This window comes from Providencia sp. PROV189 (assembly GCF_028480065.1).
Lineage (GTDB): Bacteria > Pseudomonadota > Gammaproteobacteria > Enterobacterales > Enterobacteriaceae > Providencia > Providencia stuartii.
Map to the genome: position 1 here is coordinate 191,582 of NZ_JAMPOG010000003.1, position 15,479 is coordinate 207,060.

At 42.5% G+C, this 15,479-nt stretch carries 16 protein-coding genes and 1 pseudogene; 8 read left to right on the forward strand and 9 right to left on the reverse strand.

Annotation, left to right across the window (positions count from 1 at the left end):
- The first annotated feature begins 33 nt into the window (after positions 1–33).
- The 3 genes from upp to hda all read left to right on the forward strand — a co-directional run bounded on the left by upp (position 34) and on the right by hda (position 2,852).
- A complete protein-coding gene (gene upp, locus PR833_RS02205) occupies positions 34–660 on the forward strand; it encodes a uracil phosphoribosyltransferase (RefSeq protein ID WP_004920648.1) in 627 nt (208 codons plus the stop codon).
- Positions 661–726: 66 nt separating this feature from the next.
- Positions 727–2,028 carry a uracil permease gene (gene uraA / locus PR833_RS02210; protein WP_004920645.1) on the forward strand — a complete coding sequence of 434 codons (1,302 nt, stop codon included), beginning with the start codon at positions 727–729 and terminating at the stop codon, positions 2,026–2,028.
- A 62-nt stretch (positions 2,029–2,090) separates the two neighbouring features.
- On the forward strand, positions 2,091–2,852 hold the full coding sequence (gene hda, locus PR833_RS02215) for a DnaA inactivator Hda (protein ID WP_004920642.1): 762 nt from the start codon (positions 2,091–2,093) through the stop codon (positions 2,850–2,852).
- Positions 2,853–2,883: 31 nt separating this feature from the next.
- Here the strand turns inward: hda and arsC are convergent, their stop codons facing one another.
- Positions 2,884–3,240, reverse strand: coding sequence for an arsenate reductase (glutaredoxin) (arsC, locus tag PR833_RS02220; protein ID WP_014656124.1), 357 nt, complete (start codon positions 3,238–3,240; stop codon positions 2,884–2,886).
- A 12-nt stretch (positions 3,241–3,252) separates the two neighbouring features.
- Positions 3,253–4,716, reverse strand: coding sequence for a beta-barrel assembly-enhancing protease (locus PR833_RS02225; RefSeq protein WP_061063943.1), 1,464 nt, complete (start codon positions 4,714–4,716; stop codon positions 3,253–3,255).
- A gap of 139 nt (positions 4,717–4,855) precedes the next feature.
- Between PR833_RS02225 and PR833_RS02230 the strand changes: the two genes are divergently transcribed.
- Both PR833_RS02230 and PR833_RS02235 read left to right on the forward strand, forming a co-directional pair.
- Positions 4,856–5,929, forward strand: coding sequence for an AI-2E family transporter (locus PR833_RS02230; RefSeq protein WP_004920629.1), 1,074 nt, complete (start codon positions 4,856–4,858; stop codon positions 5,927–5,929).
- A gap of 11 nt (positions 5,930–5,940) precedes the next feature.
- A pseudogene (locus PR833_RS02235) lies at positions 5,941–6,462 on the forward strand (O-acetyl-ADP-ribose deacetylase).
- 230 nt (positions 6,463–6,692) lie between these two features.
- On the opposite strand, the gene bcp reads toward PR833_RS02235, so the two are convergent.
- On the reverse strand, positions 6,693–7,163 hold the full coding sequence (gene bcp / locus PR833_RS02240) for a thioredoxin-dependent thiol peroxidase (protein ID WP_004920623.1): 471 nt from the start codon (positions 7,161–7,163) through the stop codon (positions 6,693–6,695).
- A gap of 14 nt (positions 7,164–7,177) precedes the next feature.
- Complete coding sequence (locus tag PR833_RS02245) at positions 7,178–7,735, reverse strand: glycine cleavage system transcriptional repressor (RefSeq protein ID WP_004920620.1); 558 nt, start codon at positions 7,733–7,735, stop codon at positions 7,178–7,180.
- A gap of 274 nt (positions 7,736–8,009) precedes the next feature.
- Between PR833_RS02245 and dapA the strand changes: the two genes are divergently transcribed.
- From dapA to purC, 3 genes are all read left to right on the forward strand, one after another.
- Positions 8,010–8,918, forward strand: coding sequence for a 4-hydroxy-tetrahydrodipicolinate synthase (gene dapA, locus PR833_RS02250; RefSeq protein ID WP_004920614.1), 909 nt, complete (start codon positions 8,010–8,012; stop codon positions 8,916–8,918).
- A 16-nt stretch (positions 8,919–8,934) separates the two neighbouring features.
- The gene (bamC, locus tag PR833_RS02255; RefSeq protein WP_004920611.1) at positions 8,935–9,984 is read left to right on the forward strand and encodes an outer membrane protein assembly factor BamC; all 1,050 of its coding nucleotides are present in this window, start codon (positions 8,935–8,937) and stop codon (positions 9,982–9,984) included.
- A 389-nt stretch (positions 9,985–10,373) separates the two neighbouring features.
- Positions 10,374–11,087 (forward strand): phosphoribosylaminoimidazolesuccinocarboxamide synthase, encoded by a 714-nt coding sequence (purC, locus tag PR833_RS02260; RefSeq protein ID WP_004920604.1) that lies wholly within the window; start codon positions 10,374–10,376, stop codon positions 11,085–11,087.
- 550 nt (positions 11,088–11,637) lie between these two features.
- On the opposite strand, the gene PR833_RS02265 is transcribed toward purC, so the two are convergent.
- The 5 genes from PR833_RS02265 to PR833_RS02285 all read right to left on the reverse strand — a co-directional run bounded on the left by PR833_RS02265 (position 11,638) and on the right by PR833_RS02285 (position 15,469).
- Complete coding sequence (locus PR833_RS02265; RefSeq protein WP_102780501.1) at positions 11,638–12,033, reverse strand: hypothetical protein; 396 nt, start codon at positions 12,031–12,033, stop codon at positions 11,638–11,640.
- Positions 12,034–12,545: 512 nt separating this feature from the next.
- Positions 12,546–13,358, reverse strand: coding sequence for an energy-coupling factor ABC transporter ATP-binding protein (locus PR833_RS02270; protein WP_004920586.1), 813 nt, complete (start codon positions 13,356–13,358; stop codon positions 12,546–12,548).
- A complete protein-coding gene (locus PR833_RS02275; protein ID WP_272525850.1) occupies positions 13,345–14,190 on the reverse strand; it encodes an energy-coupling factor ABC transporter ATP-binding protein in 846 nt (281 codons plus the stop codon). The genes PR833_RS02270 and PR833_RS02275 overlap by 14 nt, the downstream gene beginning before the upstream one ends.
- The gene (locus PR833_RS02280) at positions 14,181–14,885 is read right to left on the reverse strand and encodes an energy-coupling factor transporter transmembrane component T (RefSeq protein WP_036940535.1); all 705 of its coding nucleotides are present in this window, start codon (positions 14,883–14,885) and stop codon (positions 14,181–14,183) included. Before PR833_RS02280 ends, PR833_RS02275 begins: the two co-directional genes overlap by 10 nt.
- Before the next feature lie 2 nt (positions 14,886–14,887).
- A complete protein-coding gene (locus PR833_RS02285) occupies positions 14,888–15,469 on the reverse strand; it encodes a membrane protein (RefSeq protein WP_014656118.1) in 582 nt (193 codons plus the stop codon).
- Positions 15,470–15,479 lie beyond the last annotated feature (10 nt).

Sequence of the window (15,479 nt, forward strand, 5' to 3'; positions counted from 1 at the left end):
GTGCGCTGGCGACTAAAATAGTAGGAGAATCCCATGAAGATCGTTGAGGTAAAACACCCTCTCGTTAAACATAAACTCGGCCTGATGCGAGATCATGATATAAGCACTAAACGCTTTCGTGAACTGGCCTCAGAGGTTGGTAGCCTACTGACTTATGAAGCAACCGCTGACCTAGAAACTGAGAAAGTCACCATTGAAGGTTGGTGTGGTCCTGTAGAAATAGAGCAAATAAAAGGGAAAAAAATCACTGTCGTACCTATCCTTCGTGCCGGTATTGGTATGATGAACGGGGTTTTAGAAAGCATTCCAAGCGCACGTATCAGTGTGGTGGGTGTTTATCGTGATGAAGAAACCTTTAAACCTGTCTCTTACTTCCAGAAATTAGTTTCAAACATTGATGAGCGTATGGCGTTGGTTGTTGACCCAATGTTAGCAACGGGTGGTTCAATGATTGCAACTATCGATCTATTAAAAGGCGCAGGTTGTAAATCCATTAAAGTACTCGTACTTGTTGCTGCTCCTGAAGGAATTGCAGCATTAGAAGCTGCCCATCCAGATGTTGAGCTATATACCGCGTCTATTGATCAATATTTAAATGAACACGGGTATATTGTTCCTGGGCTAGGTGATGCTGGCGATAAGATATTTGGTACTAAATAATAATTAGCCGACTTTAGAAGTCGGCTTTTTTTTGATTATAAAAATACATTAAGGGGATGAAAAGAAATGACACGTCGTGCAATTAGTGTTGAAGAAAGGCCACCATTATTACAAACCATACCGCTTAGTTTTCAACATCTGTTTGCCATGTTTGGCGCGACTGTAATTGTACCGATCTTGTTTGGTGTTAACCCAGCAACTATTTTGCTGTTCAATGGGATTGGCACCTTACTTTATTTATTTATTTGTAAAGGGAAAATTCCTGCCTATTTAGGGTCGAGTTTTGCTTTTATTTCACCAGTCATGATTTTGCTACCACTCGGTTATGAACTTGCATTGGGTGGCTTTATTATTTGCGGAATACTGTTTTGCATTGTGGCCTTGATTGTTAAGGTGGCGGGTCGAGGTTGGATTAACGTCATGTTTCCTCCTGCTGCGATGGGAGCGATTGTCGCGGTTATTGGCCTCGAATTGGCTCAAACGGCCGCCGGTATGGCAGGGTTACTGCCAAAAGAAGGGGTCGCGGTAGATCCTAATACGTTAATTATTTCTATCACAACACTGTCAGTGACTATTTTGTGTGCTGTCGTGTTCCGCGGGTTCTTATCCATCATTCCTATTTTGATTGGTTTCTTAGTTGGCTACGCCTTATCCTACTTTATGGGCATTGTGGACTTTACGCCTGTTATTGAAGCACCATGGTTTGCAATTCCAACGTTTTATACGCCACGTTTTGAATGGTTCGCTATTTTGACTATTCTACCTGCCGCATTAGTCGTTATTGCTGAACATGTAGGCCACTTGGTGGTAACTGCAAATATTGTTGAGCGTGACTTATTGAAAAACCCTGGCTTACATCGTTCAATGTTTGCAAACGGTTTCTCTACGGTGTTGTCAGGGTTCTTTGGTTCAACACCTAATACCACCTACGGTGAAAATATTGGTGTAATGGCGATCACTAAGGTGTATAGCTCTTGGGTCATTGGTGGGGCAGCAATCATCGCAATTTTACTTTCTTGTGTGGGGAAATTAGCGGCGGCGATTCAGTTAGTGCCAGTACCTGTAATGGGAGGGGTGTCTTTGCTGCTTTATGGGGTGATCGGGGCTTCAGGTATTCGTGTGCTAATCGACTCTAAAGTTGACTACAATAAACCCCAAAACTTGATCTTGACCTCTGTGATCTTGATTATTGGTGTTAGTGGTGCGGTTATTCATATTGGTCAAGCCGAATTGAAAGGCATGGCATTGGCAACCATCGTGGGTATTGTCATGGCACTATTATTCCGTTTTATCACTTTTGTTCGTCCTGAAAAGCAGTTTGTAACCTCAGATATCGAAGAAGTTGATACGAAACATTCCACGAAATAAAACAGTTGTCTCATTGCCGATGTGATGAAAGCATCGGCAATTAAGTTTCTTCTTGTTCATTTATGCTTGAAATTTATGGTAAACTTGCAAGTGTTAATTGTTTTGCACAGTCAGAGGTGCTTCTGAACACACCATCGCAACTTTCACTACCACTGTATCTACCCGATGACGAAACGTTTGCCAGCTTTTATGCAGGCGAAAATGAGGCGTTGCTATCTGCTATTAAACTCGCCATTAACCAATCGCATGGTAGTTATATTTATTATTGGTCTCGTGAAGGGGGCGGTAAGAGTCACCTACTGCATGCCGCATGCGCTGAATTATCAGAACAAGATATGGCCGTGGGCTATGTTCCGCTTGATAAGCGTGCCTATTTTGTACCTGAAGTCCTTGATGGGATGGAACACCTTTCACTGGTTTGTATTGATAATATTCAATGTATCGCAGGCGATCCTGAATGGGAAATGGCCGTTTTCAATTTGTATAATCGCATTTTAGAAATTGGTCGAACTTGTTTGCTGATCACTGGTGATAGACCACCAAGACAAATCGATCTCTCACTGCCTGATTTAGCCTCTCGGTTGGATTGGGGGCAGATTTATAAACTCCATCCACTTAGCGATGAAGATAAAATTTGTGCGCTACAATTGCGGGCAAGAATGCGAGGGTTTGAATTACCCGAAGATGTATGCCGTTTTGTATTAAAACGGTTAGATAGAAAAATGGGAACATTGTTTGATATTTTGAACAAACTGGATCATGCCTCGATCGTTGCACAACGCAAACTGACTATCCCGTTTGTTAAAGATATCCTCCAATTATAAAGGCAGTGATCCACTGCCTTTTTTTGAGCCATTAGAGAACATCAAGAACCTGCTCTGGCGGGCGACCTAATTTTGCCGTTTTCCCTTTGACAACAATAGGGCGCTCAATTAATTTTGGGTTGTCATGCATGGCTTGAATTAATTGCTCTTGCGTTAAAGCGTCGTTTCCAAGACCCAATTCTTTGTAGATATCCTCTTTGCTACGCATTAATTGCCGTGCATCAGAGAAGCCTAATGCCTTTAATAACCGTTTGATTTCAGCAACGCTAGGGGGATTTTTTAAATACTCAACGATTGTTGGTGTGACCCCTTTAGATTCTAATAATGCAAGCGTTTCACGGCTTTTAGAGCAACGAGGATTATGATAAATGGTAATTGTATCCGTCATGGTCATCATTCCTTACGGTTTAGCTTTACTGTCTCTTAATTGTAATTTTCTTAGCTCATCTATGCGAGCATCATAGCGTTGTTGCTCATAACTTCCCAGACGACTTTTTCGACTCGCTTCGCTGAGATAATTAATCGCGTTATCATAGTTACCTCGAAGCGCCATACCTTCTGCATAAGCGGCTAGCTCTTCATTACGCTTACCTGATTTCGCTGAGGCTTCAGCTAACAGATCCCAACCATTAGGATCCTCGGGATAATTGAAGGTATATTTGTTCAGTAATGAAATAGCCGTTTGATACTGCTTATTGTTAATTAAAGCGTTGGCAAGGTTGATTTGTAATACGGGGTTGCTTGGTGATTTTTTTAATGCATTTTGTAAACGAGTCACCGCTTGGGCTGCACGATTTTGCTCAATATCCAAATCTGTCATAACATCGATAAACCAAGGATTATCGGGTTGTTTTTCCAGTAGGTTGCTCATGATCTTGGTCGCTTCGGCATATTTCTTATCTTGCGATAACTTCAAAGCACGACCATAGTCAGCCGCTATCTTTTCTTGAGGAGTGCCTCGACTATAATTATCCAGAATTTGATCTAATGCATGCTGTTGTCCTGACGTATACATGGATAAAATACGAACACGGGCTAGCATAAAGTCTTCTGATGAAGGTATGGTAACCTTTGGATACTGATTAGAACGGTTACGCGCATCCGCTAAACGGCTATCTGGTAGTGGGTGAGTCAGCAATATTTCAGGGGGTTTTGACATATAGCGGGTTTGATCTGACATCACTTGCATAAAGTCGGCCATAGAGTGAGGATCAAAACCTGCTCGCCTTAAGGTCTGTAAGCCAATACGGTCTGCTTCTTGCTCGTTGGCTTGAGTAAAACTGATCATTCCTTGTTGGACGCCTGCCATGGTTCCCGTTAAAGCGGCGAACCCTGCTTGTGGGTTTGCCATAACTAATAATAACGACCCAATCGTACCGGCAATCGCAAGGGGAGTGGTGCTTTTTTGGTCTTCCATCATGCGTGCTAAGTGACGCTGCGTTACGTGAGAAATTTCGTGCGCCATGACAGAAGCTAATTGGCTCTCATTTTGGCTATAGCGAAATAGTGCGGAGTGCAGCACCACATTACCCCCAAAATAGGCATAGGCGTTAATATTGGGGTTATTCACCAAATAGAATTTAAAGGGCGTTCTCACGGAGTCGGCACTTTTCACTAACCGCATCCCCAGCTTATTGATGTATTGATTAAGCAGTGGGTCGTAAATCAATGGTGTACTGGCACGGATCTGGCGAGTGATAGCATCACCCATAATAATTTCTTGATTGATGCTCAGTGTACCACCCGCTGTCGTACCGATATCAGGAAGTGTGTCCTCAACGGCACTGTAAGCAGGGAGCACAGCGCCGTTGACGCACGCGGCTATCAATAAAACTAGAAGTGGATTTTTCAGTTTTTTATTCATGAAACAATTGCATCCCGTACAACGATTAATTTTGAGATCAATCCATGATAGCAAAAGCTACCGAAATGTCTGTTAATTGGTATAATTTTCGATAATTTAGGAACTGTCTTTAAAGCATTAATTTCCAAGGAGCTAATAAATGCTGGAAATGTTATTACAATGGTATCGGCGACGTTTTGCTGATCCACAGGCTGTTGCACTGTTTACGTTGCTCATTGTCGGCTTCTGTATCATCTTTTTCTTCAGCAATATCTTAGCCCCTTTATTGGTCGCGATAGTATTGGCTTATCTCCTTGAATGGCCAACACACTTACTTGAGCGTATCGGTTGCTCGCGTGTTGTTGCAGTCAGTATTATTTTGACCTTGTTTGCTGGAATTAGTGCCATGGTTATTTTAATTATTGCACCAACGGCGTGGCAACAAGGGATCAATCTCGTTGGTGACTTACCTAAAATGGTAACGCGTTTTAACGAGTTCGCGCAAACATTACCAGAGCGTTACCCAGCGTTGGTTGATGCGGGTATTATCGATATGATGGCAGATAATCTCCGCAGCCGTTTATCTGGAGTGGCGGAATCGGTGGTTAAAATGTCGGTGGCCTCGCTCATTGGCGTATTTACCTTGGCAATTTATACCGTACTTGTGCCTTTAATGATGTTTTTCTTATTAAAAGATAAACAAAAAATTATCAGTAGCGTTCAAAAGGTATTGCCAAGAAACCGCTTGTTGGTGGGGAAAGTTTGGGTCGAGATGAATCAGCAAATCACCAACTATTTACGCGGCAAAGTGACCGAAATGGTGATTGTCGGGGTCTGTACCTACGCTGGGTTTGCCTACTTTGATTTGCGCTATTCAGTATTGTTGTCAGTGCTGGTTGGGGTTTCAGTCTTGATCCCCTATATTGGTGCGGTGGCTGTGACGATCCCGGTGGTATTGGTGGCGCTATTCCAGTGGGGAATTGGCAGTGATTTTTGGTCATTAATTATTGTTTATCTTGTTATTCAAGGGTTAGATAGTAATTTATTTGTTCCATTACTCTTTTCTGAAGCGGTTAACCTTCATCCGTTAGTGATTATTTTATCGGTCGTGATTTTTGGTGGCTTATGGGGTTTTTGGGGCGTTTTCTTTGCTATTCCATTGGCAACGCTGATTAAGGCTGTTATCAATGTGTGGCCAGAGGATACGTCCGAGAGTCAGCAAAAATTGGAATGATGGAGAGGGAAATGCAAACTCAAATTGAACTACAGCAAGGTGATATCACGAAAACTGCCGTCGATGCGATTGTTAATACCGCGAATCGTGCTTTACTCGGTGGTAGTGGCGTTGATGGCGCGATTCATCGCGCGGGTGGTAGTGCAATCCTTGATGAATGCCGGCAAATTAGAGCAAAATAGGGTAGTTGTAAGCCTGGAAACGCGGTGATCACCACCGCAGGTAAGTTACCTGCTAAGTATGTTATCCATACGGTAGGGCCTGTTTGGCAAGATGGAACCCATGAAGAGGCGCAAATCTTAGCCAATGCGTATTTATCTAGTTTGAGGTTGGCGAGCGAATATCAAATCGAAACCATTGCTTTTCCCAATATCAGTACAGGCATTTATCGCTTTCCTAAGCCATTAGCGGCACAGATTGCCTGTGAAACTGTGGCTAACTATCTCGCCGCCAATAGCTTGCCAAAGAAAGTTATTTTTGTTTGCTTCGATGAGGAAAACTACCGTTTATACCAACAACAGCTTCAACGGTAGCAAATAGTATTAATGGCTAAACAGGTTCAACAAGTCTAAGTTGAGCCTGTATTTGGCTATCTTTTCTATCTTCCCTTTCATTACCATCAGTATGCCATTTAACTCAAATGATTCAGTCAATCAGATGACTAAAAAACTTTTAGCTTTTAGGTTAGTCAGTAATGAAATATATAAAGGGAAGGGGGATGAGAAGGGTTGCATAAAGCTAAACAACCCTATCAAATTAAATGTTAAGCGTGAGTATTTATGTACTCGAGAACAATTTCATGGTGATTGCTTGTTTTGAAATTATCGAATACATGTTCAATAGTTCCATTTGCATCAATGAGAAAACTAATGCGGTGAATGCCGTCATAAGTTTTACCCATGAATTGTTTTTCACCCCATACACCAAATTGTTCACATACTTGATGATCTTCATCTGATAATAGTGCGAAGTTCAATAGCTCTTTTTCAGCGAAACGAGACAATTTTTCGGGTTTATCTGTGCTAATGCCTAAAACTTCAACACCCTTTTCTCTTAGTGTCTCCATTTCGTCGCGCAGGCCGCATGCCTGAACGGTACACCCTGGGGTCATAGCTTTAGGGTAGAAGTAAACTAATACGCGTTGACCCTGATAATCTGAAAGATTGATGATTTCACCATCTTGGTCAGGAAGGCTGAATTGAGGCGCCTTATCACCGGCTTTCAATGGGTTCATTACATATATCTCCGTTAACTCTGCATTTTGGGATTATTTACAATGCTTATGTTGCCTTTAGCGTTGAGCATTGTACATAGTTGTTGAAATTTATTCTTTATAATTATGCCATTATCATCCAATGGATGATGTGCCGTGATTTGTATTTCAAGTTGCGCCGGCATACCATTACTTGCAGGCTGTGTTTTTGACACAAGCTCCGCGATATTACATTGCTGGGTTGTAAATAAATTCGTAAATTGTTCTACGATGCGTGGTGCATCATCGACGACGACATTGACGGTTACCGTTGATGGGTAATCTGTCGTCTGTACGCTCTGCGTCCGTTTCATCACAATGAGTAACTCTAATTCAGCCCCTTTTAGTGGCAAAATAGCCTCAATTTGTGCAATCGCATTCCAACTACCCGAAAGCATCATAATAAAGGTAAATTCTTTACCAAACATCGCTAAACGGCTGTCTTCGATGTTGCAATCACATTCACTCACCAATCGAGTGATGGTATTCACAATGCCCGGACGATCGGTACCCAGCGCAGTAATTACAAGAAATTGCTGTTCAGTCTTAGGCAAAGTCTGTTCCTTATTTTTTAATTTGCAGATTCGCTTTTTTGCTCAATGTTTTCAAGCACAAAATCTGCTTGGTGATGATGGTAAGGAAACCACAAAAATAAGAATCTGCCAAGAGGGCAGATTCACTCTTGCGAGTCATGATCGAGAATTATTACTTCTATTTAAGTTAATCCTAGCGGTATTAACAAAATTCATTAAAAACCTGTGGTTGGGTGGTTTTCTTCTTTGAAATGAAAAAGTACCATGGAGACTAAACTATTTAGGGGGTATAGCTATGTCTCACTCAAACACAAACTATAAACAATTTTTAACTGGCAGTATTGTTGCGGTAATTACACCAATGGATTCAAATGGTCGTTTGGATAAACAAAGTTTGAAAAGATTAGTTGATTACCACGTTGAGAGCGGCACTTCTGCGATTGTGTCTGTTGGGACAACGGGTGAGTCTGCCACCTTAACTCATAAAGAACATGTTGAAGTGGTGCATACAACTCTAGAACTGGCAGACGGACGCATCCCCATCATTGCAGGAGCTGGCGCAAATGCCACTGCAGAAGCTATCTCTCTGACAAAAGAGTTTGAAAATTCAGGTGTTGTTGCTTGTCTGACAGTCACACCTTATTATAATAGGCCTTCACAAGAAGGGTTGTATCAGCATTTTAAAGCAATATCAGAAAACACGAGCTTGCCACAAATTCTCTATAATGTACCATCACGTACAGGTTGTGACTTATTGCCTGAAACGGTAGGTCGCTTGGCTAAATTGGCGAATATTGTTTCAATTAAAGAGGCGACAGGGAACTTAGCAAGGGTTCACCAAATCAAAGAACTGGTTGATGATAATTTTGTGTTGCTCACCGGTGATGATGCAACGGCACTCGACTTCATGCAGTTGGGTGGTCAGGGCGTTATTTCTGTTACAGCTAACGTTGCAGCCGCACAAATGGTAAAAATGTGTGACTTAGCGCTTGCGGGCAAATATACTGAGGCTCGTGAATTAAACAAACGTCTGATGGGTCTGCATCATCAGTTATTTGTTGAGCCTAATCCAATTCCAGCGAAATGGGGCTGCCACCGTCTTGGCTTGATTGCTGACGCTACATTACGGTTACCAATGACACCGTTAACAGAGTCAGGCCAACAAAAAGTGGAGCAGGCCCTGAGATTCGCTGGGCTACTGTAAAATTTAGGGAATTTTAATGGCAACATTATTGCAAAAATCGAAGGTTATGAAGGTTGCTGGCCTGTCACTCGTTGTGTTACTGGCAGCCTGTTCCAGCGATCAGCGCTATAAACGTCAGGTCAGCGGTAACGAAGATTATCTCGATGCCGCGCCATTGAAAGTGTTGAATATACCTCAGGGAATGACATTACCATTGCAAAATGGCGAATATGACGTCCCTAAAGTTGCCTCATCTGGCCCAGTAGGTAAAGCACTCGATATTCGCCCTCCTGTACTGTCTATTTCGCAATTAGCGGGTTCACGTACTGAAGATAGCGCGGAAGCAAGCCGCTTGTTGCTTGAAAATACACCTGAGAATAGTGCGCTATGGTCACAAGTCACTATGATTTTGGAACAGCGTAATATTCCAGTCACGACAAAAGACGATGGGTCGCGCTCGATTGAAACGGATTGGGTAAAATGGGAACGTGCGGATGAAGACGTTCCATTAGAAAGCCGTCATAAAGTCACTGTGCAACCTCAAGGGGGCATGATCGCGCTGACGGTAACGAATTTAGGCCTACGTCAAGGTACAGAAGCGGTGACGGACCAGGCTGAAATTCAGCGTTATAACAAATTATTGCTAAATGAGTTAACCGATAGCCTGTATGCTTTACGTGATACATCCAATAAAAATAGTATCCAAAGTGCATATGGCATTATTGATGTTCAATCTGGCAGTGATGCCACGGGCTTGCCTGTTGTCATCGTACGTGCACCATTTGATGCTGTTTGGGAGCGTTTACCACGTAAACTGGAAAGCATCGGTATGAAAGTGGGTGATCGCAGTCGTTCAAATGGCTCTGTGATGGTAACTTATAAAGGCCTGAGCAGTTCAGAATGGCAAAATTTAGGGATTGATGACCCATCAATTCCAGAAGCGGATTATAAAATTCAAGTCGGTGATTTGAATAACCGCAGTAGCTTGCAGTTTATTAATACTAAGGGTACACCACTGACTCAGAAACAAAATGATGAGATGGTGTCTGCACTGAAAGCGGCTTTCAGTAAAGTCGGCGACAAGTAATTATTACTTTGTTATGGAGCCGCAGCCTCTATTTGAGGTTGCGGCTTTTTTGCATTTAAGTCATACCTACAACCTTCCTTTATGCCAATCGATTAATAGCTTCATTTTTATGGTCAGCGAAATGGACAAAAAACCAGTGTTTAAGCTTAAGTAATCGTTTGCGTCTGTGCGTGGATTTTATTATTATAATTAGGTACAGTAGATAAAATATTGAATATCAGTTAGTTAGCTTGTTAGGTGCTTTTATTCAATAACTTATTGAAACAGAGCAGAAAAGTAACGGTAAAAGGGTAAATTTCAACCATTTTATTGTTACTTATCTGGATCTGCAGACACAATTTTGCAGGTTGATACCCTAATTGAATAATCCCATCTCTGGAGTGTGTAAGATGCAAAAGAAAGCTGAGTTGTATCGTGGTAAGGCGAAAACGGTCTATACCACTGAGGATCCTGACCTTTTAATTCTGGAATTCCGTAATGATACATCAGCACTCGATGGCGAGCGTATCGAGCAGTTCGAGCGTAAAGGGATGGTAAACAATAAGTTTAACCATTTTATTATGAGCAAATTAGAAGAGGCGGGTATTCCAACACAGATGGAAGCGTTGCTCTCTGACACAGAAGCATTGGTAAAAAAACTGGATATGGTGCCCGTAGAGTGCGTTATTCGTAATCGTGCAGCAGGCTCTTTGGTTAAACGTCTTGGCGTCGAAGAAGGGATGGAATTAAATCCACCATTGTTTGATTTGTTCTTAAAAGATGATGCAAAACATGACCCGATGGTGAATGAGTCGTATTGTGAAACTTTTGGGTGGGTGAACAAAGAAAACTTGGCGGAAATGAAGCGCTTAAGTTATAAAGCCAATGAAGTGTTATCAAAAATTTTTGCGGATGCAGGGCTGATCCTCGTTGATTTTAAATTGGAGTTTGGCCTGTTCAAAGGCAAGGTCGTACTTGGTGATGAGTTCTCTCCAGATGGTAGCCGCCTGTGGGATAAAGAGACCCTCAATAAAATGGATAAAGACCGTTTTCGTCAAAGCCTCGGTGGCTTAATTGAAGCTTACGAGGAAGTTGCGCGTCGTATCGGCGTAAAATTAGATTAATTTGTTATCTAATCGGTTTTAAAAAGTCGCTTAGAGTGCTGACAAAGCCCTCGCTGTTTAGTGAGGGCTTTGAACTAATCAGTATGAATAATGCACTAAGCGGCAACCTAAAAAACCTTCCCCTCAATGATGTCAGTTCGAAACCATGGCATTAGGTCGAAAATCATCGCACTCGCAAAATCGATGCTGTGATGCTGTTGTACACCGACACAACCCGAAGAACGACCACCTATCAACTATCGTGTCGTAGGTGAGAAACATGGCATTACAATGGACACGCATGTTGCTCATTTTCCGTTTTCAAAGAATTTCTTTTTTTTAAATCATGGTGTAAAGGGCGAGTTGATTACGTCAGCGATGAGTTGGTTTGGTATCTTTAGCTGCTCATCTGTTATTCATGGGCGATAAGGAGAATGATGGCTGTCTTATCAACACTTTTAGCTTTGAAAATACGATGGGCAACTTTGCGAATACACTCGACATTCGATTTTTTGGACGAAATGCCCTTAAACGAGGGGGATGTCAGAAAGCTAAGCCGCTATTATTGGTGCTATTTTTTGTTGGTCGTAAGGTCATGAGCCGCCGCAGATGGATTAAGATCTTTGCCTTGCTCTGCTAACCATAACTGTAGTTGCTCAGTGGCAGGTATCAGGTTATAGGCTGAATGTGTGGGTTCAATATGCTTTTCACCGTACTCTACCAATTTGTTATCAAGGAAAATAAAGTGTTGAACAGTATTTTGCATTTTAAGCATGGTAGGGCGCTTGGTATAGAGCAATAGGGTGGCATTTTCTATCGTTGCTGAATCAGAAGGTTCCCCCATAATAGAAACCACTTGTTGCGAAGTCATACCTGCAATAACTAAGGTTAACTTATTGTCAGCAGAGTATCCTATCACCGAAAATAGTAGGGAGAAGATACAAAATAGCGTTTGGATTGCCCGCATGATTAAACCTTAGTCATCTGTTCGAAGATCAGATCATAGAATACAAAGTGATATTTAAGGAATTCATATTTTAGTTTCATACATATAACACAGATAATTGTGACCACTTTTCATTATACAACTGTATTGACGCTTTAACTAACATCTTGGCGTTTAGGTTATCGGTTTTACTGAGCTGTTTTAGTGGGGAAGCTGCATAATGGATGTTTACAGCTTTTACTTAGGAAGATAATTAGTTTTCTGGTTTTAATTCGTCTATACAGCCAAAGTTCTCTTACGGGTTATTTATATACATCGGGCCTATCATGCTACAAATAATAAAACAGAGCAGCATGACACACACTTGCCCAACCTTGACTCGGGATAGTTTACCATTAACATGGCATTTTTTACCTGTCTGATATCGATATCTAGATATAAGCTAAGACGTTATCACCGCAATAAATCAAACCTTAGTGTTGATATCAAGGGTCGACAACCATATAAAAACTGATAACGTTCAAGCTGAAAAGTCAGATTGGCTCGCGGCTAATACGGATAAATTTATCAGCCCAACGTTTAGGGTCGCTTTCTAACGCGATATCCAATGCGTGACTCAATGAATACAGTGTTGGTGTTGGAAGCACGGATTCCGGTTGTAAATCAGGGTGGTTAAGTACGGTTTCAGGCGGACCATCAGCAATGATTTTACCTGCTGATAGATGAATAACCCGCTTGAAATGGCGAGCAACAAAATCAAGATCATGGCTAATGGCGAGTAGCGTCGTGCCCATCGTACGCTGTAATGCCAACCAACGCTCAAAGCAAGCGAGCCAACGTGCATCAAAGTCACGAGTAGGTTCATCTAATAGCAGCACTTTGGGGGAAATCGCACTCAGGCTGGCGACAGCCACCATACGCCGTTGACCTGCATCTAAATCAAGAGGGTGACTATTGGCAACATCTTGCAAATGGCAACATTCAAGGGCTTCCAACGTCCGTTTTTCTATCTCTGATTGAGATAGCTTTTGTCGTTTAAGGCCGAATGCGACTTCATCTTTTACTCGACTATGGAAAACTTGTTTTTCGACCTCTTGGAATAAAACACCAATTTGACTGGCACGTTGTATAGCGTTCAGTGCGGCAAGTTTTTGGTGATTAAAGTGGATCTCACCTTGTGTTGGGCGCAATAGACCCGCAGCAAGCCGCAGGAGTGTCGATTTTCCAGCACCATTGTCACCAACTAATGCAACCCATTCGCCCGCTTCGAGACGCAAACAAAGCTGTGAAATGGTCTCTTGGGTACTTTTAGGCCAACGATAATCAATATGTTCAAAAAGTAGCATAATACTCCTTAAATGCCTTAAGTAATGCGTTGTTATCATTGGGAATGTCAGTAGGCCAAGCATTTTGATTGATTAAATAACCAAGTGCACGCCAAGCATCGGGCATATTAATGGTGGTTTGTGCCACCGAAAAAAGTTTTTTTCTATCAGTACCTGTGGCGATGACGTTACCCGCATCTAATAACATCAGTTGCTCACAAAAACTCATCGCAGGAAGTAGTTGGCGCTCAAACAGGATCACACTGCAATTGGTACGTTGAGAATAGTGTTTCAACGCAAGTAGCAGGGTATGGGCGGCTTTTGGTGTGAGGCGACTAAATGCCTCATCCAATAATAATAACTTAGGCTGCATGGCGAGTGCGCTTGCGATGACAACGCGTTGGGCTTCTCCACCTGATAAGGTCGCGGGGTGTCGATGGCGTAAAGCTTCGCAGTCCGTAAGCGCAATGGCTTCGTTAACCCGCTGCCTGATTTGTGCTTCAGGTAACCCAAGGTTTTCAGGGCCAAAGGCAATTTCTTGTTCCACATTGAATGTGCAACCGGATAATTGTAATTGTGGTGATTGTTGGATCAGTTGGCGTTGCGCACTGAGTATTGCTAAGTGGCCTTGTGATATGGGTTGTGATAAAACCTCAGCGACACCACTAAGTTCACCTGTAATCAATTCAGGTAACCAACCACAGAGCAGTTGAGCGAGTGTACTTTTACCGCTACCGTTGCCCCCTAAGATGGCAAGCCACTGTCCTGCTGCTAATTGTATATCAATAGGGCCTAAGGTGGTTGATCCCGCACCTTTGTGGGTAAAACATAGTCGTTGTAAATTTACCACCACCAGTCGATCCCTCCTTCAATGATGATAATGACTAAAATGGCATAACGACAAATGGCTTGAAAGAGGTTGTCTTTTGGGGCGCCCAACGTTGTTCGCTGACTCACGGCACGAAAACCACGCATATCCAAGGCAGCTCCACGGATAGCCAGTTCACTGAGTGCTTGGGTTGCGAGTGGCAGTATCAATGCCGGTAATGACATAAATCGTTGTAACAGATTGCCATCAAGGGGGACGCCTCGTGCCAACTGTGCCTCTTTGATACTGCTGATTTGTTGCCGTAGTTGTTCAACAAACAAGAGTGGCCCAGCTAATAAATATGAAAAGCTGGTTGGTAAACGGCTAGCAAATAGCGCTCTAATCAATTTTTCAGTCGACACATACTGTAGCCACAGTTGTGCACTACTGATAATGGCTAAAAGCCGAAACCATAAAGCCAAGGCTTTTTGCTGCTGTGTCGCAACAGAAAACTCGCCTGTCAGCCAGTAGGTTAGCCAACCACTATGGATCAGCCATAGCCCTAATGCCATTGGTAGCATCAAGCCAATAACATAGCGATAGCGGTAACGTGCTTGGCGCCATGCGAGTAGCATAGCAAAAGTCACCAGGCTGACGACAATTAACGGCCAGTCAAATGGTAATAGAACAACAGTAAAGCTGAGCCAGAACCATAATGTCAGCGAGGTAAAAGGATGCATATTTATCTTACTCGCGCCATATTTGGAAAGTTTTGTTGTGCACGCAGCGGTAAGCGACGCACTAATAACCACGCAATGAGTGCCGACACTATTTTATCTGCAATGTTGGCTCCTAGTACGGTAATGGCAACAGATTCAAGTAGGTTTTCTCCCACAGCATGGAAGTAAGCGACGAAAAAATCGGCTCCGCTACCTGTTGTACCTGCAAATAAATAAGTACGGATAGGCACAGCAACTAACATCAATGCTAATGTAATGACGATGCCGGAAAAGATAACTCTAGGTAACGTCCGAAAAAATCCAGCATGAGCGAGTAACCCTGCACTGAGGCCTATCATCATCGCAACAGGGGCAAAAGCGGCGGCAATTGGGCCACTGAGTAACCCCCATAATAGATTGGTTAATAATCCGGTTAATGCAGCGATCCAAGGGCCGGCTAATAAAGCACAAATGATTGTGCCAATTGAATCAAGAAAAATTGGCAACTTAATGCTTGAGCTTATTTGCCCAACTAACATGTTAATAGCGATTGAAAAAACAATTAACGCTAAAGTACGGCTCGAAAGAGTAGATGATTTTGGCATGAATACACCG